At 42.9% G+C, this 21,093-nt stretch carries 17 protein-coding genes; 10 read left to right on the top strand and 7 right to left on the bottom strand.

Translation table 11 applies throughout. From position 1 onward, the window contains the following. Positions 1–263: 263 nt before the first annotated feature. Both EXT48_RS22005 and EXT48_RS22000 read right to left on the bottom strand, forming a co-directional pair. Positions 264–1,256 (bottom strand): LLM class flavin-dependent oxidoreductase, encoded by a 993-nt coding sequence (locus EXT48_RS22005; RefSeq protein ID WP_130165790.1) that lies wholly within the window; start codon positions 1,254–1,256, stop codon positions 264–266. Positions 1,257–1,383: 127 nt separating this feature from the next. After that, entirely contained in the window at positions 1,384–3,087 is a 1,704-nt protein-coding gene (locus EXT48_RS22000; protein WP_130165789.1) for an amidohydrolase, read from the bottom strand. A gap of 134 nt (positions 3,088–3,221) precedes the next feature. Here EXT48_RS22000 and EXT48_RS21995 point away from each other — a divergent pair, with 134 nt between their 5' ends. Together EXT48_RS21995 and EXT48_RS21990 are read left to right on the top strand one after the other, a co-directional pair. Then, the gene (locus tag EXT48_RS21995) at positions 3,222–3,890 is read left to right on the top strand and encodes a response regulator transcription factor (RefSeq protein WP_130165788.1); all 669 of its coding nucleotides are present in this window, start codon (positions 3,222–3,224) and stop codon (positions 3,888–3,890) included. An 82-nt stretch (positions 3,891–3,972) separates the two neighbouring features. Then, positions 3,973–5,040: a HAMP domain-containing histidine kinase gene (locus EXT48_RS21990; protein WP_130165787.1), complete on the top strand. Its 1,068-nt coding sequence runs from the start codon at positions 3,973–3,975 to the stop codon at positions 5,038–5,040. Between the two features lie 63 nt (positions 5,041–5,103). Here the strand turns inward: EXT48_RS21990 and EXT48_RS21985 are convergent, their stop codons facing one another. Beyond that, positions 5,104–6,597 (bottom strand): serine hydrolase, encoded by a 1,494-nt coding sequence (locus EXT48_RS21985; protein WP_130165786.1) that lies wholly within the window; start codon positions 6,595–6,597, stop codon positions 5,104–5,106. A gap of 288 nt (positions 6,598–6,885) precedes the next feature. On the opposite strand from EXT48_RS21985, the gene EXT48_RS21980 reads away from it, so the two are divergent. Continuing rightward, positions 6,886–7,350: a hypothetical protein gene (locus EXT48_RS21980; protein ID WP_099029918.1), complete on the top strand. Its 465-nt coding sequence runs from the start codon at positions 6,886–6,888 to the stop codon at positions 7,348–7,350. Between the two features lie 27 nt (positions 7,351–7,377). Further along, the gene (locus EXT48_RS21975) at positions 7,378–8,241 is read left to right on the top strand and encodes a LysR family transcriptional regulator (protein WP_130165785.1); all 864 of its coding nucleotides are present in this window, start codon (positions 7,378–7,380) and stop codon (positions 8,239–8,241) included. 32 nt (positions 8,242–8,273) lie between these two features. Here EXT48_RS21975 and EXT48_RS21970 read toward each other — a convergent pair whose 3' ends face one another. Then, entirely contained in the window at positions 8,274–8,759 is a 486-nt protein-coding gene (locus EXT48_RS21970; protein WP_130165784.1) for a GNAT family N-acetyltransferase, read from the bottom strand. Positions 8,760–9,034: 275 nt separating this feature from the next. Between EXT48_RS21970 and EXT48_RS21965 the strand changes: the two genes are divergently transcribed. Beyond that, the gene (locus EXT48_RS21965) at positions 9,035–10,099 is read left to right on the top strand and encodes a linear amide C-N hydrolase (protein WP_130165783.1); all 1,065 of its coding nucleotides are present in this window, start codon (positions 9,035–9,037) and stop codon (positions 10,097–10,099) included. A gap of 55 nt (positions 10,100–10,154) precedes the next feature. Here the strand turns inward: EXT48_RS21965 and EXT48_RS21960 are convergent, their stop codons facing one another. After that, entirely contained in the window at positions 10,155–10,964 is an 810-nt protein-coding gene (locus EXT48_RS21960) for a sulfite exporter TauE/SafE family protein (protein ID WP_130165782.1), read from the bottom strand. A 465-nt stretch (positions 10,965–11,429) separates the two neighbouring features. Here EXT48_RS21960 and EXT48_RS21955 point away from each other — a divergent pair, with 465 nt between their 5' ends. The 5 genes from EXT48_RS21955 (at position 11,430) to EXT48_RS21935 (ending at position 18,273) form a co-directional block, all read left to right on the top strand. Further along, the gene (locus tag EXT48_RS21955) at positions 11,430–12,407 is read left to right on the top strand and encodes a DUF1852 domain-containing protein (protein ID WP_130165781.1); all 978 of its coding nucleotides are present in this window, start codon (positions 11,430–11,432) and stop codon (positions 12,405–12,407) included. Between the two features lie 28 nt (positions 12,408–12,435). Beyond that, complete coding sequence (locus EXT48_RS21950; protein ID WP_130165780.1) at positions 12,436–13,476, top strand: methionine synthase; 1,041 nt, start codon at positions 12,436–12,438, stop codon at positions 13,474–13,476. A 308-nt stretch (positions 13,477–13,784) separates the two neighbouring features. Beyond that, a complete protein-coding gene (locus EXT48_RS21945) occupies positions 13,785–15,818 on the top strand; it encodes a S9 family peptidase (RefSeq protein WP_130165779.1) in 2,034 nt (677 codons plus the stop codon). Positions 15,819–16,154: 336 nt separating this feature from the next. After that, the gene (locus EXT48_RS21940; protein ID WP_130165778.1) at positions 16,155–17,249 is read left to right on the top strand and encodes a 5-methyltetrahydropteroyltriglutamate--homocysteine methyltransferase; all 1,095 of its coding nucleotides are present in this window, start codon (positions 16,155–16,157) and stop codon (positions 17,247–17,249) included. A gap of 19 nt (positions 17,250–17,268) precedes the next feature. Continuing rightward, positions 17,269–18,273 (top strand): GGDEF domain-containing protein, encoded by a 1,005-nt coding sequence (locus tag EXT48_RS21935; protein ID WP_130165777.1) that lies wholly within the window; start codon positions 17,269–17,271, stop codon positions 18,271–18,273. Positions 18,274–18,312: 39 nt separating this feature from the next. Here EXT48_RS21935 and EXT48_RS21930 read toward each other — a convergent pair whose 3' ends face one another. Continuing rightward, positions 18,313–18,735 (bottom strand): hypothetical protein, encoded by a 423-nt coding sequence (locus EXT48_RS21930; RefSeq protein WP_130165776.1) that lies wholly within the window; start codon positions 18,733–18,735, stop codon positions 18,313–18,315. A gap of 304 nt (positions 18,736–19,039) precedes the next feature. Next, complete coding sequence (locus EXT48_RS21925) at positions 19,040–21,079, bottom strand: serine hydrolase (RefSeq protein ID WP_130165775.1); 2,040 nt, start codon at positions 21,077–21,079, stop codon at positions 19,040–19,042. Positions 21,080–21,093 lie beyond the last annotated feature (14 nt).

Raw genomic sequence — 21,093 nt, 5'->3', positions numbered from 1 at the left:
CGAGCTCAGCAAGTTTAGCTTCTAGTACCTTAGTGTTTTCATTTTCATGACGGAGCGTCATTTTTTCCGTACCTGACATCAACTCACTCCCCGGTAATGGGGCGTCATCAGCTCAGTGCTATTTCTTTCGCCCCGACATAAAAGGCAGAATAAGTAGAGAAAGGATACACAACCACATCGTTTCCAACTTTCGTTCCTTGTAAATTTTTAACTCGCAGTGTACCGCAAACCTTCACCTAAGTACTATCTTCACACTCCGACTTTTACGTTAAGCCCGCCAAGATTTCAAGCGCATGTTTTCTATCACTTAGCTCGTATAAATCGTTGGTAAAAATAAACTCATCGACCGCTAGCTCACGTTTAATCATACTGAGTTTATGATGGACCGTCGCGGGGCTTCCAACCACAGATAGGCCTAAAAAGCTGTCGACTTGCATTTGCTCTTGGGCATTCCACAGCCCCTCCATCGAATCAACGGGGGGTTTCAGCCATAACGCCTGACCTCGCATCAACGCTAGGATACGCTGTTTTGACGTGGTAGCTAAATACTGCGCTTGCTCGTCGGTATCGGCTGCAACTACCGGTAAGCCAAGCATTACATAAGGTTTATCTAACACCTTTGATGGTTGGAAATCGCGGCGATAAAGTGCGATAGCATCATGCACGAATCGTGGCGCAAAGTGACCCGCAAATGCATAAGGTAAACCTCGCTTTGCGGCGAGCTGGGCACTATAAAGACTCGAACCAAGCAACCAGATTGGTACCTTGGTGTTTTCACCCGGAATAGCACGCACCGAGGATTTACCATCATAAGGACCGAGTAAGGCTTGTAACTCAGCGACTTCATCGTCAAATTGTTCTGCACGTCTGTCATCGCGACGCAGTGCTCGGCTGGTAATCGGATCGCTGCCAGGCGCGCGCCCTAATCCCAAATCAATACGCCCCGGATAGAGGCTTTCTAAGGTGCCAAACTGCTCAGCGACGACTAACGGTGGATGGTTTGGCAACATCACGCCACCCGCCCCTACCCGAATATTGTGAGTGTGTCCGGCAATATGCCCTATCAATACGGAGGTTGCTGCGCAGACAATGCCACGCATATTATGATGCTCAGCCATCCAAAAGCGTTTAAAGCCAAGTTCATCCGCTTTTTGCGCATAAGCCACGCTGTTAGCGAGGGTTTGTGAAACGGTATCTCGCTCTTTCATCGGGCTTAATTCGAGCAAAGAAAATGGCATGTTAGCAAGTGAAGTCATAACAATCCTTAACGGTTTGAGTTACACCATAGAGTAAGGGTTGCTACTTCTATTTCAATCCGAAATCCCGCACTACATTGTTGCTGATTCTCGACTGGTTATGAACAGTCAAGCCATTAGCCCAACGTTAAAAGGCCTGATTTCCATGGATCCACGTTTGCGTAACTTTGGTCGCTTTTATTTCTTCGAATGATATATTGAATAGATTTTGGTCTAACACAATAAAGTCAGCAAGCTTTCCAACCTCAAGACTTCCAACAATGTCTTCTTGTCGCATCGCGTACGCAGCATTTATTGTGTAGGCTGCGATTGCTTGTTCTAATGAGATTGCTTCAGGCTGTCGAGTAATTGCATTCGCGATACCGATAAAAGGATTAAGCGTACTCACATTCCAATCGCTGCTCAGCGTGAGCATCGCACCATTTTCACTTAGGCTTTTAATTGGAACCAAATGATCAGCCCGCTCGCGGCCTAACAGTGGTTGCATTTCTTGCCAATGATGCGGTTGAGTAAATTCTCCTGCGACTTGTGCATCAGCTATCACACTCAGCGCAGAAAACCTCTTGTAATCTTCAGGATCAACAACTTCTACATGTGTAAGGCGATGCCGAGCAGCTCCTTTAGAGGCTGCTTCAATAGCATTTAACGCTTCATGTATTCCTCTGTCGCCAATTGCATGAATGTTAAAGTCAAAGCCACTAGGCTCCAATGCTTTTATATATTTCTCTAATCGAGCTTGGGTAAAATAATTCACTCCACGGTTACCATCGAGCTCAAGCCAATCTACTTTATAAGGCTCTTTCATTGCCGCAGTGGTATTCACCAAAATACCATCCATGTAAAACTTTATTTGGTCGACTTTTAATAAGCTATTTGGCGTCGTATTATAAAACGATTTAAGCGCTCTAATTTGGCTTTCATCACTTGCTTCTGGATAAGCCCATAAGCCCAAGCTGACTCGCATCTTCAAAACACCATCCGCTTGTAGCTTTTGCCAAGTATCTAATTGGCCGCGTTGCCAATATACGCGAGCATCACTAATAGATGTTATTCCGTGGCTTAAAAGCATAGGCTGAGTATATTCAACAAAGCCATTATAGTTTTGGCTCTGCTCATCTCCTAAAGATTGCATTGCAAGATCCATAGCAATATTGCCCGCGTTGTCATACAAGATGCCATTCAGCTCTCCGGCATTATTTCGGCCAATAACCCCTCCTATCGGATCACGGCTGCTCGCATGTATGTTAGCCAACGAGAGGGCTTTGGAGTTTACCCACATTGAATGTGAAGTTTGCTCCATGATAATGACTGGTCGGTCTGGGATTACCTCATCAATTAAAGCTTTAGGCGATATATCGAGATCAAGTAAGGTATCTATATTATGACCATAGCCGATTAACCAAGCTGCATCAGGGTTTTCGCTTGCAACTTGGTAAAGTGCATCCTGATAACCATCTATTGTGTCGTACTGCGCAGCTGTAAAATGCGTTGCATCTGACGCTGATTCCAATGGGTGGATATGGACATCATGAAGGCCTGGAAGTACCATCTTACCTCCTAAATCATACACATTTGTTTTTTTACCAATATAGGACTGAGCTCCTTTGTCATCACCTAAATAAACGATTTCGCCATCCTTGACCGCCATGGCTTGGGCCCAAGGTTTGGACTTTGCAACAGTGTAAATAGCAGCGTTACTAAACACTTGATCTGCAAACTGGGGATCTGAAGGTTCTATTTGAGTTGTTAGCGTATTATTCTCTCCACACCCAGCTAATACACAGCTCAAAGCTATCGCGGTAAATGTGATCATAGTATCTCGCTTGTTCATATCGTTCTCCTAAAAGTCCCCCTAGTATAGCTATACTCAGGTAACCAGAAGGTAACCACCATTCTCATATTTTAGTCGCTAAAACATCTCAGGTTCGCTAGCATAGAGGGAGCAATAGACAAAACCGCGTTTTTATGATTATTTTATTGGTTGAAGATGATCGCCAGCTCGCTACCATCACCGCAAATTACCTCAATGATGAAGGCATTGAAGTTGATTATGCAGACAGTATTTCTAGCGCCAAAGTCATAGCCTCAGAACAACAATATGATGCAATTGTACTCGACTTAGAACTACCAGACGGTTTCGGCTTTGAACTTGCCCGTGAGTTTTCAATAAGCCACAAACGGACCCCTATTCTCTTCCTAACCGCGCAGCACTGTATAGAGGCAAAGTTGCGTGCGTTTGAGCTTGGTGCACTTGACTATCTCACTAAGCCCTTCGAACTTGCCGAGCTTAGCGTAAGATTAAAACTACTTGGGCGAAAGCATCACCCCCAACCGAGTGAAATATTTCACCTTGATACCCTCATGGTGGATTTAAGTGCCCACATTGCAACTCGCGCGTTGAGGCCAATCACATTGTCACCACAACAATGGTGCTTATTAAAGCTTTTGATCCGGCACTCCCCTAACCCAGTATCAAAACACACTGTAATAGAACATGTCTGGCAACATGATGACGTTTCGCCTGATATGTATAAGTCACTTTTAAGTCGATTACGAAAAAACCTCAGCCAAGGTCATGAATTGGAGCTATTTCATACCATAAAAGGGGTTGGAGTCCTGCTGGATGCAAAATAGCGTACTGTCCTTAACAACATATCTCACTAATCGATTAGTGGGGATATTTGTAATTATTAGTCTCATTTTTTTCAGTACCACAATGGTGATTTATTGGTTTGGACTAGATGACACCGCAGAGTTTTACCTTTATGAGGATGCGCACGAGTTTCAAATACAACAGCAAGAAATTGATACTAGATTTCGAACAGTGACTCAAACGCTTGGTAGCCTGAATGAGCGCGAACAGAATAACTTCAATCATGGCGTTCCATGGGAACAACCAACCCTGATCAGTGAAAATGGCTTAGATACCTATTATCTTAAACTCCCCCCTCTACATAACGCCCCTGCACTCTATGTGTTGCATCGTTTCGAACAGCATCAATCCCTAGATATAAAACCTCTATTATTCACTGTAACTTCAATGATGCTCTGCGTTTTAGCCATAGTCATCTTTTTTGTTTTACGAAAAGTGAGGCAACAAACGCATTACTTTAGAACAAATATCGAGCAACTAGCGAGTCACCACACTATCATTTTTAGTGAATTAGCCCTTGCTCAACAAGCGATACTTGATGCGGTGACAGAACAAAAAAATGCAGTGAAGCGTGAATATGAATTTGCTAGTTTTTTAAGTCATGAGATCAGACAACCGCTCACGTTAATCGGACATCAATTAGCAAGGTTTGACCAACTTGATATGTTACCTCCACCCAGCCTATCGCTAATAGATGCGCTAAAACATGCTCAGCGCGATACGACTCAATTATGCGATACAATTCTGAATTTATGGCAACCGCAAGACTGCAATGTGTCCTCTAAAACGAAAATTAACCAAACGCTACTAGAGTGGGCAAACACCAGTGATGCAGATATTCAAGTTGAGCTTCTTGCTCCAGAACACTATTTACAACTAACTAAACCCGAATTAGCCTTGTTACTCAAACAAATAGAAACTAACTTTAATAAGTACGGTATTGCACCACTTAAAGTCACAGTTCATTCGCAGTATTTACAGTTTGAAAACGCCATCAATGAGGAGCTATTCCACCAGTCCAGTCACGGTATAGGGATGTTTATCATCAAAGCCATAGCTAAAAAAGCAAATTGGCAACTAACCTCTAGTCAGACTGAGTTTACGTTCAGTTTGAAGCTCACTAAACTATAAAAGTGACGCACTTAGCTGCTGAATCATGATAGCTCATCCAGCATTTGGCCAAGACAACTGTTACTACAGCGAATTTTTCGTACTTACAGGTGTTTCTAAGCTCGCTAGTTGCTTCTTTGCAGATTCGAGGTTAGGGTCAAGTACAATTGCCTGTTTTAAAATCGCCTTTGCACGTTTTAGTTGATTATCGGCAATCAGTGCCTCTGCGAAACTATCTAACCCATTGGCTGAACTAGGGAATGCTTCAACGTTTAGCTCAAATGCAGCAATAGCAGCGGCATTTTTCTCTTCTCCCAAAAGCGCATATCCCAAGTCATTCAACTGCGCTTCTGAAAAATCATAATTGTTATACCTATCGGCCTTGAGGCGATTATATTGACTTCTCGCCTCAGCAGGTTCCCCTTGGGTAAACATCTTATAAAGAACTGCTGAAATAGGTTGTTTCACTTGAGGGTATGGTTTCATCGCTAAAATGGCTTCTACCGCTTTTTCATTCTCATCAACAACGTCATCTTGACCATTATTTGTTAATAGAATAATAGTTCTATTATCATCCAATTGATGGCTGTAAATCGACTTAAAACCTCGCCAGTGGCCACTGTGGCCAAACTTGGGATGATCATAGGCATCAGCCTTTAACATGAATCCATAACCGTACTGTTTAGTGTTGTTGTCTAATGTTTTGGTCGGCTGCAGCGCTTGCAGCCAAGTTTCCTTCGAAATAAGTTTATTATTGCTTAACGCTAAGTGCCACTTATACAAGTCCTGAGTCGTTGAATAGATCCCGCCCATCCCCTCAACATCAAAGAAAGGAATTTGATCAAAGGCGCGCTTCTTATCATTTAAGTGACGACGAAACCCATATGCACGAGTTGTTATTTTCTTTTCCGTCAACTTGGTTCGACTAACTGTATAATGCATACCAAGGGGTGAAAATACTTGCTGTTGAAGAAACTGGCTATACGGCATTCTAGATACTGACTCAATGACTTTTGCAAGTACAACATAGCCAGTATTACTGTATTTAAATTGCTCACCCGGTTTAAACATTAATGCAGGTTGCTCACTCAGCAGCACACTCAATAAAAAACTTTGATCAAGGCTGGAGTCCACTTTTCCTTGACGATACAAGTCCGAGATATAAGGCATCATATCTGGCACACCAGAAGTGTGGTTTAATAGCTGATTGATTTTAATATCTTTATATGGAAAGTTAGGAATATATAAATAAACGGGATCTTCAAATTTCAGTTTGCCTTGCTCTTTAAGCATCATGATTGCGATAGCGGTAAACTGCTTTGAAATAGAACCAATATCAAACTGATGTTGAGTCCCTAGCAGCTCTTCACTAGCGTGACTAACCTCTCCCATCGTTCTTTGGAAAAGTATGGCGTCATTTTCTGCAACTAAGACACTGCCATTGCATAACTTTATTTGTTCGCAGTGTGTAAAGTAAGCTTCTAACAATTGTACTCGGTCATCTTCAAAGCTTTGCACATTCATACTATTCAACATTAATACGGTTGAAGTAATGGCAGACAAGACAAACTTTTTCATAATTAATCCTTGTTGTTTTTATACATGTTGAGTCAATCAACTTACATGCCAAAATATATAGCCATAAAAAACAATAGGTTAAATATAAATACCTTCAACTATTACGTTGATGGTGTATCGAAAGTGGGACATTCTTTTAAGACTTGTAGCACTTCCGGAACACCGCAAAATACACTTTACAAGCCTTCCAGACGGTGCGTAAGCGCAACATAGCAAGCACATAATAATCCACATAAAACCAGCGTTTGCCTGCTAGACTCATAAAAAACTGAATTGGAGCAACATCTTATGAGAGCCGCTATCCTATTTATTTTATTTACTTTTAGTAGCCAGCTATTGGCAGAAACGGACACAACTAAAATCAATAAGCTGTTCGACAGCTATATGAGTAAATACAACCATTATCTGCAAACTGGTGATTTACCAACCAGTCCTCAACTGTACACAGATACGCTTATGTTAATGTCATCAAGTTCAAAGCCGAGCGTGATCACACAAACGCAAATGAATAAACAGGTGCAAGTATTCTTAACACGCCTGAAGGAAGAAGGTGTCAGTCACGTAAAGTGGAGCAAGGTCAGTATTCATTTTCTTGATAAAAATATTGCGTTAGTAAGCAACATTGCTGAGCGATACACCCAATCAGGCGCACTTTTTAATAAAGTAGGCGCAAGCTATTACGTCTATTTAGTTGATGGTGAATGGAAAATATCTGCGTTCGCTGTACATGATGCGAAAAACACTTTACTTTAATTGCATCTAAACTTTGGTGTTGTAGGCATGGAAAACTGGGATGACTTTCAATTACTGCTTGCATTAAAGCGTGCCAATACACTCAGAGGTGCGGCCAAAGTTCTAGGCGTAAACCACACGACGGTATCTCGTAGGCTACATGCTTTAAATCAACGCTTTAGTCTTGATATATGCATGCTTTCGCAAGGCAAAGTCTCGTTTTCTGAATTGGGACTGCAGCTGCTCAGTGCCGCTGAAAACATGGAAGCCTGCCTTGCCCCTCACTTAAGCCAAATTAACACTTCGGTTAAGCAGTTAAAACAACAAATAAACTTATCTATCCCCCCAGCGATTTTGCAGTTTGTCTTGTTAGACGAATTACATGAATTTCAGCAAAACAATCCTTACCTCACGCTGTCGATTAATACTACCTATGCACTTTCCGATCTAGAGAAATCAGAAGCCGATGTCGTGATCCGAGCTTCTCACGTTCCGGATGAGCACTTAGTTGGTCACCGGCTATTTCCGATTTCACTTGGTTACTTCATGCATAAAGACTATCTCGATAAACGCACGAGTGAAAGCGTTTCTTGGATAACCGCCAGCGTAACAGAAAGACCGACTTGGCTACTTGATACACCCTATCCAACCGCCCCAATTTCTCTATCAATTGAAGATTTAGTGCTGCGTCATCAGGCTGCATCCGAAGGGCTTGGTATGATCAGAGGGGCGCACTATATTGCAAGGCATTTCCCTAATTTAATTGAATTTGCACCAGCGAGTGAGCACTATGCAGATTTATGGATCTTGACCCATCCAACAAAAAAATCCTTACCCAACGTCAAGCGGCTCATCAGCTTTTTACTTAAGACTATGCGCAGTAAACACATACTGATCGACTGCGCAAAATAAGATTCGCCACGTTAGTTTAGAGCCTGTCCATTTTAATCAGCCAACCATTTATACATAATATAGCTATCAACCAAGCCCAATTTCCTGTGTTTATATGCCTTGGGAATGGTGCCCACAATGGTAAAACCAAGTTTTTGCCAAAGTTTAATCGCCAGTTCATTGGTCGATACCACACTATTAAATTGCATGGCTTCGAATCCCAGCGCTAATGCTTGCTGCTGGGAATGTTCGCACATCAACCGTGCAATTCCTCTACCACGAGCCAAACTCGACACCATGTAACCACAGTTACATATGTGGCTACTCGGACCCATCGCATTTTGTCGCAAATAATAACTGCCAAGTACTTGCCCATTTTCAACATATGCAAAAGCTTTGAGCGGCGTTTCACACCAAAGTAAAAATGCCTGCTCCATACTCATATTTGAGTCAAATGCATACGTTTCTTGCGCTTGGATCACTTCTGAAAATGTTGGCCAAAATGACTCAAAATCATTCCGAGTTATCTCTCTTATCATCCCATTTCCTCTAAACGTCATACCTGATAGCAATTAACCCAATTCTTGAAAATATACTCATTCTACTAACCTCACACCACTTTTGTTTTAGGGAGCCTGAGACGAATACTTGTCGAATCGTTAGTTTTTCACGCTAATAGCTACTGACTTACCACTCCTGTAATGCACTGTAACTTTCTGTAATGTATTTAGCCTTTTTCAAAGCCTAGTATGAAACAGTATATTGATGAGAAACCACTCATCAAAAGGATATTTATCTTTCTTGTGAGGTTGTTATGTGTACTAGAGTTTTTAATAACTGGAACAGAGCATATTTGGCTACTGCCAGAAATATGGACTGGATGTTTATATTACCTACCAGCTTATTTGTACTTGAAAAAGGACTAAAAAAATCGGGGCTTGAGCCAGTTTCTGAGCTAGAGGCAATAGCAAGCGAGAAAACTCGCAACCCACTTACGTGGACATCTTCTTATAGTAGTGTGGTCGCTATGGTTGGAGATGATTGCAGTGGCTGGGCAGCCTCCGATGGTATGAACTCTATGGGGCTTGTCACAAATGTATTGTACGACTCAGGCGCGACGTACGGTAAATCAGCATGCAAAAGTAAAAAGCAGCTGAGCGTCCTGAGATGGTTGCAATATGTGTTAGATAAATTTGTACTCGTCAAGGAAGTCGTTGACGTATTCAGCAAACAAGAAATTCAGATCGTTGGTGCAGAAGTACCTAACAGCGAAGGTAAAACCGCAGCATTGCATTTAATAGTGTCGGATATCAGTGGCGATTCAGCCATTATCGAAGTTGAGAATGGGGTTTTTAAGATCCATCACAGCGCTGACTATCGCGTTGTTACCAATGAACCAAGTTATAAAGATCAGCTAAGGATTAATGATTATTGGCTGTGGCAATGGAGTGATAAAAACAGTCAGCCGAGTCATACGATCCCTGGCGGTCCATACTCAACCGATAGATTCGAGCGCGCTGCGTTTTATCTTAATCACTTAGATTTACCAAACGATGAGCATGATGCCCTTGCACAGGCTCGCTCGGTTGCTGCAAGTGCATCAGTACCCCTTGGCTATAATTTTACAAGCAGTGCCAGCCCAAATATATCTAATACCTTGTGGACAACCGTTGCAGCGCATAGGAGCCAAACCTATTACTTTTGCAATGCCCACACGCCTCATGTTGCTTGGGTGGAATTGGCAAACTTTAACTTTGAATCGCCAGTCAGTGCCTTCACACTGATAAGCGAAGATCCATCTGGGGAGTACATCAATAGCACCAGAAATGGTAAGTTAAACAAGCATTTTGAACCAACCGAAGATCCGTTCAAAAAGTAAGATTAGCAGAGCTTCTGAGCCAAACACGCCATAGTTCGTTTTGGCTCAAAAGTACTTAATTCACCGCCATATTCACAGCCATCACTAACAGCAGCACAGCAAATACCTTTTTAATCGTGGCAACAGGCAAGTGATGCGTGGCTTTAGCCCCCATTGGAGCGGTAAACCAAGACGTGCACACAATTCCTAACAGGGCTGGCAAATAAACAAATCCGGCGAAACCATCCGAAAGTGCAAAGTGCGCACTGCCCGAGCTAATGTAGCCAACGGAACCAAAGAGCGCGATAACAATGCCACATGCAGAAGCACATCCTATGGCCTTTTTCATATCAACAGAGAAAAACGTCAACAGCGGTACCAAAAGCGCTCCACCGCCAATGCCTATCATGGCAGATAAACCACCGGTGATCGTCGTTAATACCGTAAGTATGCCTTTATTTGGCAGCTGCCTTCGGGTTGTGCTCTCATTTTTGCTGCTATAAAACATTTTTATTGCTATCAATACCACACTTACTGCAAATACAATGCGCACTGCGTTTTCGGGTAATAGCGCTGCCAAAAAACCACTGATAAGCGCGCCTAGTGCAACGCCCGTCATTATCCACGGCGCTACATCCCACGGTACATTGCCATTTTTATGATGCGCGATTGCCGATGAGGTAGAAGTAAATAAAATGGATGCCAGCGATGTCGCTACAGCGGCTATCACCACTTGCTCCGGTGGTAACACGTTAAAATACAGTAAAATACTGCTAAGCACCGGAACAATAACCAGCCCACCGCCAATACCTAACAACCCGGCTAAAAAGCCGACAACACTACCGAGTAGTGCACAATACACAAACAACAATATCAACTCACTCATTCCACTTATCTCTTCTTTTAATTGAGGCGCAATCACCTAAGTGAGCAATATGGCCGTTGCTTTTAGCCTTTGTGCCACCTAAGCGCTGGCGAGTATAACAACATAACGCTTTGCCATTGGTGCTTTTAACTTAGATAAGCCTTGAATATTCCTCACGTTTTACTTGAAACAAATGCAACTTAGACATTTAGCAGTCTAGACTTTCGGATTTCCAAAGGGTTTTGCTCTACAATTGCTCATATTTTCTGCACATGTGACTCAATAAGCGACATCTATTTTTGTAACTCATGAATCAGACTCATGTTTTATGTGAAATAAAACCGTTTTTCTTCATCTTGTGATCCACGTATAAATCTCACATCACTTAATGTTCGGCACTCTCACTGCGTCCCCGTGGATATCTGTTTATCGCAGTGAAACGTAATTGCCGAGCGCGTTAGCATTAGAATTGGATACCTGAAGAACATGAATAACGAGTTTACTTTCACTATTAAGAGCATTCGTCTTGACGAGAATTACCATCCGTCAAACAGCACGCGGATCACCACTAACTTTGCTAACTTGGCAAGAGGCGAAAGCCGCCAGCAAAACTTACGCAATGCCTTAAAGATGATTGATAATCGCTTTAACGCATTGGCTAACTGGGATAACCCAACAGGCGACCGTTATTCTGTTGAACTTGAGATAGTCTCGGTTGATATGGATATTGCAGGCAGTGGGCAAACTTTCCCGTCAATTGAGGTGTTAAAAACCAATATTGTTGACCACAAAACCAATGAACGCATTGAGGGAATTGTTGGTAACAACTTCTCATCTTACGTACGTGACTATGATTTTAGCGTGCTATTGCTTGATCATAATAAAGATCAACCTAAATTCAGCATCCCAGCTAACTTTGGCGACTTACACGGTAAGCTATTTAAATACTTTGTCGATTCAGAAGCTTACAAGAGTCACTTTAGTAAGCCACCGGTGATTTGCCTAAGTGTATCGGATAACAAAACCTATCACCGCACTGAAAATCAGCACCCGGTGCTTGGCTTTGAATATCAGCCAAATGAGTCATCATTAACTGAGCAATATTTTAAAAAGATGGGCTTACAGGTGCGCTACTTTATGCCACCAAATAGCGTTGCACCTTTGGCTTTTTACTTCTTTGGTGACTTACTGAATGACTACACCAATCTGGAGTTGATCAGCACCATCAGCACTATGGAAACATTCCAAAAGATCTACCGCCCTGAGATTTACAACGCCAATGCGGTTGCAGGCAAGTGCTATCAGCCAAACTTAAAAAACCTAGATCACTCATTAACACAGATTGTTTATGACCGCGAAGAGCGCAGCCAGTTGGCGATTGCACAAGGTCGATTTGCCGAAGAGCATTTTATCAAGCCTTACCAAAACGTGCTTGAACAGTGGTCTGCAAATTACGCTTTATAATCAACGGGAATATGGAACAGCATTTATTATGAAAACACTATTACCAACGTCTACTGCTGGCAGTTTACCTAAGCCCGCTTGGCTTGCTCAGCCAGAAACCCTGTGGTCACCTTGGAAACTAGAGGGCGACGAGCTTGTTGATGGCAAAAACGATGCGCTCCGTATTGCTTTGCAAGAACAACAACTTGCAGGGATTGATATCGTGAGTGACGGTGAGCAAACCCGTCAACACTTTGTAACCACTTTTATTGAACACTTAAGCGGTGTGGACTTTGAGAAGCGTCAAACGGTAAAAATTCGCGACCGTTATGATGCCAGTGTTCCGACCGTGGTTGGCCCAGTATCTCGCCAAAAGCCAGTTTTTGTTGAAGATGCCAAATTTTTACGCAGCCAAACAGACAAACCTATCAAATGGGCATTGCCAGGTCCCATGACGATGATAGATACGCTGTATGATGACCACTACAAAAGCCGTGAAAAGCTAGCGTGGGAATTTGCGAAGATCCTTAATCAAGAAGCCAAAGAGCTGGAAGCTGCTGGAGTCGATATCATTCAATTCGACGAACCGGCGTTTAATGTCTTTTTTGATGAGGTCAACGACTGGGGCATTGCGGCGCTTGAACGTGCTATTGAAGGACTCAAATGCGAAACCGCAGTGCATATCTGTTACGGCTACGGCATTAAAGCCAACACCGATTGGAAAAAGACCTTAGGATCAGAATGGCGTCAATATGAAGAGGCATTTCCTAAGCTACAAAAATCCAATATCGATATCATCTCTTTAGAGTGCCATAACTCTCACGTGCCAATCGACTTGTTAGCGTTGATCCGTGGTAAAAAAGTGATGGTTGGTGCGATTGATGTTGCAACCAACACCATCGAAACGCCAGAAGAAGTTGCCAACACACTACGCAAAGCGCTTGAGTTTGTTGACGCCGACAAACTCTACCCATGCACTAACTGCGGTATGGCACCACTTTCTCGTGAAGTGGCAAGAGGTAAGCTCGCTGCATTGAGTGCAGGGGCTGAACTCGTGCGCCAAGAGCTATTAGCCAAAAAATCAGCTTAATCAAGCTTGGTTAATAATAACGCTAGCAGCTAAATAAAACTTAAATTATGTGCCGCCTTCAAGGAATGATAGCGGCGCAGCTTTAGCGGCTTGCCATTATTGATGAACACTCATTTTTTCAGATAACTTACGGACACTCACTTCAAACATCCGCAACTTTCATCCGATTTCACACAAAAAACAGCCACTCATTCCTATTCTATTTGACACATCGAGTTTTTATTTCGTTCTATCGCGTATTAGGTGACATTGAATTGCACCTGAATAACTATGTAGCCCTAAATAAAAATTATATAGAGAGTGGCATTATGCCTTATGGATTGAAACGGACGCTCATTTGCACTTTACTGGCTTGCGCTGCATTACCAACAGTCGCACAGACTGAGGTGGGATTACAGGCTAAAGACATTTTTGAGCTGGAATATGCAAACGACCCGCAAATATCACCAGATGGTACTCAAGTGGTATATGTGCGTAACAGCAATGATGTAATGAAGGATGCTAAGCGACAAAACCTGTGGCTGGTCGATATTAAGTCAGGCGCACAATCGCCACTCTTCTCTGATGAAAACAATTACAGCCAACCTCGCTGGTCGCCAGATGGTAGCAAAATCGCCTTTGTGAGCAATGTATCTGGCAGCACACAAATTCATGTACATTATCTTGCTCAAAACCGTACGGCACTACTTACACAATTGCAATCTGGGATCAGTGGCTTAACTTGGTCACCAGATGGTAAATGGCTGGCTTTTAGCCAAAAGGTTGCTGAAAAGCCTGCAGTCATCGCCAAAATGCCAGAAAAACCAAAAGGCGCGAAGTGGTCCGATTCTGCCATTGTTATCGACAAAGCCTACTATCAAGCTGATGGCAGTGGCCTTATCAAACCCGGCTATCGCCATATCTTCGTGTTACCGAGCGAAGGCGGCACACCACGCCAATTAACCTCAGGTAATTACCACCATAGTGGGAAACTCGCGTGGCGAGCAGACGCACAGGCGATTGTGTTTTCAGCAAACCGTATTGCAGACTGGGAATACAAGCGCCTAGAGGGCGACTTATTCGAAGTTGATTTTAACCGTAATATCACCCAGCTTACATCTGCTCCTGGTCGTGAGTACGCACCTAGCTTTTCCGAAAATGGTAAACAGCTGGCTTACCTTAGTGCATCGAACGCGCTAAACCCTTACCGTAATAGCAAACTGAATATTATGGATTGGCAGGACAAAACCTCCCACATGATTGCCAAAGACTTCGACCGCTCAATCCAAGACCCAACTTGGATTGGCAGTGATAGATTGGCGATGACTTACGATGACCACGGCAAGCGAAAGCTCGCGAGCATCACCACAAAAGGCAAAATTACCGACATCACAGATACGCTCTCAGGCACAACCCTTGGTCGCCCTTATCTAAGCGGTGAATTTAGTGCTAACTTTGATGGGGAAATTGCCTTTACGCAAGGTTCAAGTGAGCGCCCTGCAGACGTCGCTATCACAACAAGAAAAGGCAAAGTAACGCAATTAACCGGCCTTAACGAAGACCTACTTGCACATAAAACCCTTGGTAAAGTGCATGAGATCACGTATAGCTCGTCGTTCGACGGGGAGAAAATTCAGGGCTGGTATATTACGCCACCAAATTTTGACCCGAAAAAACAATATCCATTACTACTAGAAATTCACGGTGGCCCACACTTAGCCTACGGCCCCCATTTCTCAGCAGAATTACAGCGTTATGCCGCTGAAGGTTACGTGGTATTTTACGACAATCACAGAGGCAGCAGCTCTTACGGCGAGCGCTTTGCGATGTTGCTCAAGTACAAATACAGCTCGAAAGAAGACTTTGCCGATCATAACTCAGGGGTAGACGCTATGCTTGAGAAAGGCTTTATCGACAAAGATAATCTGTTTATTGCTGGCGGCTCTGCAGGTGGTATCGCAACAGCCTACGCGATTGGCTTAACGAACCGTTTTAACGCCGCTGTTGTCGTAAAGCCTGTGATCAACTGGCTGAGTAAAGTGCTTACCGCTGACAGTGGCCTTGGTCAAATTCCAACGCAATTCCCGGGTATGCCATGGGAGCATATGGAACACTATTGGCAGCGTTCACCGCTTTCGCTTGTTGGCAACGTAACTACACCAACCATGCTAATGACGGGTGAAGAAGACTTACGCACGCCAATGGCCGAAACCGAACAGTTCTACCAAGCACTTAAGCTACGGAAAATTGACTCTGTACTGGTCAAAATTCCAGGTGCGCCACATGGAATTGCAGGCCGTCCTTCTCGGATGATCAGCAAAATAGAGCACTCGCTCGCTTGGTTTGAAAAGTACAAGAAGTAAGGAAAAAAGCCGCGTAAAGCGGCTTTTTTCATAAATCGACTCGTTTTTAATCTAAAATTTAGAAAAGTAGGGGTTCACTACTTTTAAAGTTCGCATTTAAAGTTAGCTTTAAAACACCACGTCGCCTCGCTTGAAGCTTCCGCTAACAGTTATCTCACCGACTAAAATCCCATGCAATCAAGGCGATTATATCTATTTGATCCTATACTCACAGTGGCGCTTGTGTGGTGATAAAACAGACAAAGCAACTGGATTGGTATAAGCGCACATTTGTTTGATTATTTATGGCTTTTTATCGTTTTACTTAGAATAAGCAACTCGAGAAGGTAGACTACGATGGCGCGGTTCCAGATCCCCAGCGAACAAATCGGATCAATTCCTCGAAATCCCGGTTTAATAAGCGCTTACAGGGACTATAAGCAAGGAAAGATAAGTTACGCGGTTTTAAACGAAATTGCAGAGCGCGAAACACAACAAGTGATAAAAGAGCTCGAAGCGATTGGCTGTCAGGTCGTCAGTGATGGCGAGCAAAGAAAGTTTGATGGTTTTGCTCACTATTGCTTACACGATTCACCTTGCTACTCAGATCAGGGCTTGCTCGTTGATTTTAACGATGGTCACTCTCGGGTCTTTGCGCCACACCTTAAAGTTCCGCCATTTCGCTATCAACATACGGCGGATGAATTTCTCGCTTTCGCACTCAAACACGCAACTGTGCCCGTCAAACAAGCCGTTATTTCTCCTTCAATGTTGAGCTTAGTTTATCCATCTCACGGGATTGAAAATTACGATCACGAAAGTTTTATCAGTGATTTGATAACTGAGCATGTTGGCGAAGTAAAACGCTGCTTAGCACTGGGTGCACACAAAGTACAAATTGACTTTACAGAAGCGAGGCTGTCTTTAAAACTAGACCCGTCAGGTCAGACCCTCAAGTCCTTTGTTGAGCTAATCAATAAATGTCTCGCCCAATTTAGTGATAGCGAAAGGCAACGAATTGGTATTCATACCTGTCCGGGTGCTGATATTGATGCAACCCATAGCGCCGACATTGACTATAAATATCTGCTGCCTACGCTTTTCGACATAAATGCAGGAAGCTTCTACGTTGCACTTAGAGGTGAAGAGAACCCCAAGAAAACCCTGAAGCTGATAGGCAGCATCCTCAAGCCCTTCCAACGTGTATTTATTGGTGTGATTAACCCGAACAGTCGCGAAATTGAGAGCCCTGGATCCGTACGAGATCTCGTGTTACTGGCGAGTGAGTTTATTCCTATTCCACAGCTAGGCACTTGTGATGATTGCGGTTTTTCGCCATTCGCCGATGATAGTTCAACAACCAGAGAAATAGTATATGAAAAAATAAAATCGCGCCTAGTCGGCACACAAATGGCCGAAGAAGCACTCAATACACGTGCGCAGAAAAGTTGAATTAGCCAATGGGTTATGCATGAGCGAAGTATTTCCACCTAAATCAGATGACGCAGATCTAATTGCTAAACTTGAAGATGAAGTGCTGGCATTAGAAATAGAAAACCACAAGCTGCAACAAAGGTTACGTGAGAACGAATACGACAGAAAAGCTCTGCTGGATATTCAAAAGCTTGCTAATGTCGGTACGTGGCGGCTTAACCACCTAACCTACAGCGTTAAAATGAGTGATAAACTTGCTGCAATGCTCGGTATTGATGGCGAAGCCATTACACAGTGGGACGACTTTATCAATGCACTAGATCCAAGCGCCGAACTAGCAATAAAACAGCAGCTCCACAATGTTTTTGTTCACGGTGGAAGCACCACATTTGAGCATGTTGTAACTAGAGCTGACGGCTCCACACTTTATGTAAGACACCACTGTGAAACGCTACTAAACGGCATTGGTCAGCCCCTTAATTCAATTGGCCTGATGCTGGATGTCACACAAGATAAAGTCAAGGCCGCACAATTGGAAGTGCTATCGAATAAGGATGAACTCACCAATTTATACAATCGTCGGAAAATGAATCAGGCACTACACAAGGAAACGACCGAGTGTTTAACTAACGGGCTCCCCCTCAGCACGATTATTCTAGACTTAGATCTGTTTAAGCAAGTGAATGATAGGTTTGGCCACCATATCGGCGATGAAGTGCTGGTGCGTGTGTCGCAGGAAATTCAAAATAGTCTAAGGTCAACGGACATCGCATCTCGTTGGGGCGGTGAAGAGTTTCTTATCTTATGCCCCAACACCAGTCTTAATGATGCACAGAAAGTAGCTGAGCGGATCCGTAAAGCGATTGAAGCCATTCAATTATCCTGCCCACACAAGATCACAGCCAGTTTTGGCGTAGGTAGTTTTGGCGTAGGTAGTTTACAAGATGGTCAAGACTTATCAGAGATGCTAAAGCGAGTTGACTCTGCCCTATACCAAGCAAAAAAAGCAGGTAGAAACTGCATACGTGTAGAGACTGAATGACGCAAATGCAGATTTAATCATGCTATATCTAGCATCATGTTATCGTTTTCTGTTAAAAACTTCCTTTGAACCCTTAACAGATGGAAGCAAGAGCTTATCGTTGATTACGCACACTTCATGCGTTTGGATATTCAAAGGTATTCTTGGATCCTCAAGTTGAAGTTTGTAGCATTGGCCACTGTCCGAAACAGAAATAATTGAATATGGAGTATGAGTTGGCACTCTGCCGCGAATAAACCCTGAATATATATTTTCGGTTATGATTATTTCTGCTGGTTTTAATATTGATGAGAATTCTTTGACTTCGGCTTCTGTCATTGCTGAATTTTTAAAGCTCTCAATCGTTTCATGTTTACTAAATATCCAATGCCCAATAAAGGCGTAATTCATATTTTGCTCATGAGCGATGCACCCAAACGATGAAAAAATGTAAGCTATGATCCCTAGAAAGAATCTTTTCATTAACTTTTACCTTAAATTATGATGAGCTGTAGAATTGCTCTTTTTTATATATTTTTCATTACATTACCGACCTTAGCCGAGTTCATGATTTGATTCAATTCTTGACTCTAAACATTACGGTCATTATTTTGCAGTGTTTTGTAAAACTATAAACTTGGTTTCTCTGGTTTTTTGTGTTTTGCAGCTTGCTCTACACAACTAAATCAGGCTATACACTATCGCTTTTTATTCACAGATAATTGGTAATGCATTGTCTCCTAATTTGGCATTCGTTCGAGAAGAACATAAACACAAAAGCTGAAATCTAGCCAAAATAGTTAAATCCAACCGCATTCCAAATCCAAAATGCATAAATAAAACTCAAGCAACTCAGTGTAAAAGTCAAATAGTGTATTTTATAAAACCAATGCAAATCACTCATGCGCAACATGATAGGAAGACTTAGCACTTTCAAAAAGGTCGTGAGAACGATTGCTATCACCAAAGACAGTAGCAGCTTTACCTCTATGGTGGGAAAGCTTGCGTGAAATTGATATTCATCGGACACAATACCGGCATTCATTAAAACAAAGCCCAGCACTGCTGCAAGTATCATACTTGAACTAAAAAATGCCAGCTTTTCAACTACGCCAAGCCTTTTGCTTTTACGAGCTCGAACAAAACTGAACAGCAAAGTGGATAGCGATAACAACGAAGGTATCGCCAACGCCAAGTTGAAGAAAAGTGGGCTTTGTAAGAAGCTTACTCGTTCATAATCGCCAGACCACATACTCGCCGAAAAACGATTTACCGTCCCTGTCCCATCGCGATAAAAGTAAAAAATAGGCGCGTCTCGAGCTCCGGCTTGAAAGACGTCCGCTTCAAGGTGCTTCAGTTTTATTTTATTCCCTGCAACCATCATCATAACTAACCTATTTTGGTCATCAATGGCTATCTCAGCCGCCGCATCTAATGCGGCTAGTTTTTCCAGTTGAGTATACGAACGACGAGTACTCAGAAATGTTCCCGTATAATCTTCAAGGTTTGCTTGGCTAACTTGCTGTTTTAAAACCTGCGTGTAGATGTTTGCTTGGGAAGATGTGCTGAGCTGTGACGGCTTTACAAGATTTATCGGCTTGTTTCGATAAAATTTATTAAATATCGCAGTCGGTAAAGCCTCAACAAAGTGTGCCCCGCTTCCCATAACGTTAGTTGAAACAAAAATACCTAATTGAACTTCAGGAAAGAGCATCATGTTGGCGGCAAACGTATGTGTGGCACCAGAGTGATGACGCTGCTCATAACCCTTAAGCTTGCCATTAAACATGCCATGAGCAATCCCTGTCGCCAGCGGTCTATCGTCGTAAAGTCGATGTATCATTGTTTTTTGGGTAGTTGGCTGCACGAACAGGTTGTTATCACCCATCAGAGCTGACATATAAAGCGCCATATCATGTGCAGTTGCAGAAATGGCCCCCGCACCACCTACATGCCCAATAAATTCAAAAGGTTTGGCGATATTATTGCCTTGTCTATCCCTAAAATACCCCGTTGCAAGCTGTTGCTGTAGCTCAGGCTTCATCGCTGTTAAGGCAGCACTGGTTTTTACTGGCTCTCGTAATGTCGTGTTTTGCATACCCAGTACAGAAAAAATATGTTGCTCCATATAAGTCGCTAAATCCATACCCGACTGCAACTCGACCAGATAACCAAGCAAAGCAAAACCATAGTTAGAATAGGATACATTAACACCCGGTGGCCAAATTCTCTTGGGCATATGTGTTACGAGATATCGCTCTGTACTGAGCATTTCTGAGGCATTTTCAACGAACAAGTTACCGGCATCCGCTTCTTCAAAACCCGCCCGATGACTTAATAGGGCACGGATTGTAATAGGCGCTTCAAAGGTGTCAGGTATTTTAAATTCGCTCAGATATTCATTTATATCAGTATCTATAGATAGCTTACCTTGCTCCACCAGCTGCATCACTGCAAGTGCAGTCATTGTTTTGGTGATAGAACCGATGCGAAATAGTGTTTTATTCGGTTTAACCATAGCTTGGCTGTATACATCAGCAAATCCATAGCCTTTGAGTAATACAATTTCACCGTCTTTGACGATGGTAACCGCAGCTCCTGGCAGATTATATTGCACCCTTGCTTTTTTGACCCAGTCATCAACATAAGTCCGTAGTCCTTTTAAATCTGGATTTTCCAAGGGCGCTTGTACATCGCTAACTGCGCTATCACGCAACAGCTGTGGGCTGTTATCACCCCACGCTTTCGCGTTAAAAAATATGCCGATCGCGACAGTTAACATCAAGGCTTTTAGAACAAGTGTAATATCAACAAACTTCGTTTTCATATTAGCTTCACGTC

This window comes from Pseudoalteromonas sp. CO348 (genome assembly GCF_004208845.1).
Taxonomy (GTDB): domain Bacteria; phylum Pseudomonadota; class Gammaproteobacteria; order Enterobacterales; family Alteromonadaceae; genus Pseudoalteromonas; species Pseudoalteromonas maricaloris.
The sequence above is the reverse complement of the archived record's forward strand: the minus strand, read 5'-3'. Positions and strand labels throughout refer to the sequence as shown.

Excerpts from the sequence above, each read along its gene's own strand:
- EXT48_RS22005 (WP_130165790.1), bottom strand. The coding sequence starts at position 1,256 with ATGACTTCACTTGCTAACATGCCATTTTCTTTGCTCGAATTAAGCCCG.
- EXT48_RS22000 (WP_130165789.1), bottom strand. The coding sequence starts at position 3,087 with ATGAACAAGCGAGATACTATGATCACATTTACCGCGATAGCTTTGAGC.
- EXT48_RS21995 (WP_130165788.1), top strand. The coding sequence starts at position 3,222 with ATGATTATTTTATTGGTTGAAGATGATCGCCAGCTCGCTACCATCACC.
- EXT48_RS21990 (WP_130165787.1), top strand. The coding sequence starts at position 3,973 with ATGGTGATTTATTGGTTTGGACTAGATGACACCGCAGAGTTTTACCTT.
- EXT48_RS21985 (WP_130165786.1), bottom strand. The coding sequence starts at position 6,597 with ATGAAAAAGTTTGTCTTGTCTGCCATTACTTCAACCGTATTAATGTTG.
- EXT48_RS21980 (WP_099029918.1), top strand. The coding sequence starts at position 6,886 with ATGAGAGCCGCTATCCTATTTATTTTATTTACTTTTAGTAGCCAGCTA.
- EXT48_RS21975 (WP_130165785.1), top strand. The coding sequence starts at position 7,378 with ATGGAAAACTGGGATGACTTTCAATTACTGCTTGCATTAAAGCGTGCC.
- EXT48_RS21970 (WP_130165784.1), bottom strand. The coding sequence starts at position 8,759 with ATGATAAGAGAGATAACTCGGAATGATTTTGAGTCATTTTGGCCAACA.
- EXT48_RS21965 (WP_130165783.1), top strand. The coding sequence starts at position 9,035 with ATGTGTACTAGAGTTTTTAATAACTGGAACAGAGCATATTTGGCTACT.
- EXT48_RS21960 (WP_130165782.1), bottom strand. The coding sequence starts at position 10,964 with ATGAGTGAGTTGATATTGTTGTTTGTGTATTGTGCACTACTCGGTAGT.
- EXT48_RS21955 (WP_130165781.1), top strand. The coding sequence starts at position 11,430 with ATGAATAACGAGTTTACTTTCACTATTAAGAGCATTCGTCTTGACGAG.
- EXT48_RS21950 (WP_130165780.1), top strand. The coding sequence starts at position 12,436 with ATGAAAACACTATTACCAACGTCTACTGCTGGCAGTTTACCTAAGCCC.
- EXT48_RS21945 (WP_130165779.1), top strand. The coding sequence starts at position 13,785 with ATGCCTTATGGATTGAAACGGACGCTCATTTGCACTTTACTGGCTTGC.
- EXT48_RS21940 (WP_130165778.1), top strand. The coding sequence starts at position 16,155 with ATGGCGCGGTTCCAGATCCCCAGCGAACAAATCGGATCAATTCCTCGA.
- EXT48_RS21935 (WP_130165777.1), top strand. The coding sequence starts at position 17,269 with ATGAGCGAAGTATTTCCACCTAAATCAGATGACGCAGATCTAATTGCT.
- EXT48_RS21930 (WP_130165776.1), bottom strand. The coding sequence starts at position 18,735 with ATGAAAAGATTCTTTCTAGGGATCATAGCTTACATTTTTTCATCGTTT.
- EXT48_RS21925 (WP_130165775.1), bottom strand. The coding sequence starts at position 21,079 with ATGAAAACGAAGTTTGTTGATATTACACTTGTTCTAAAAGCCTTGATG.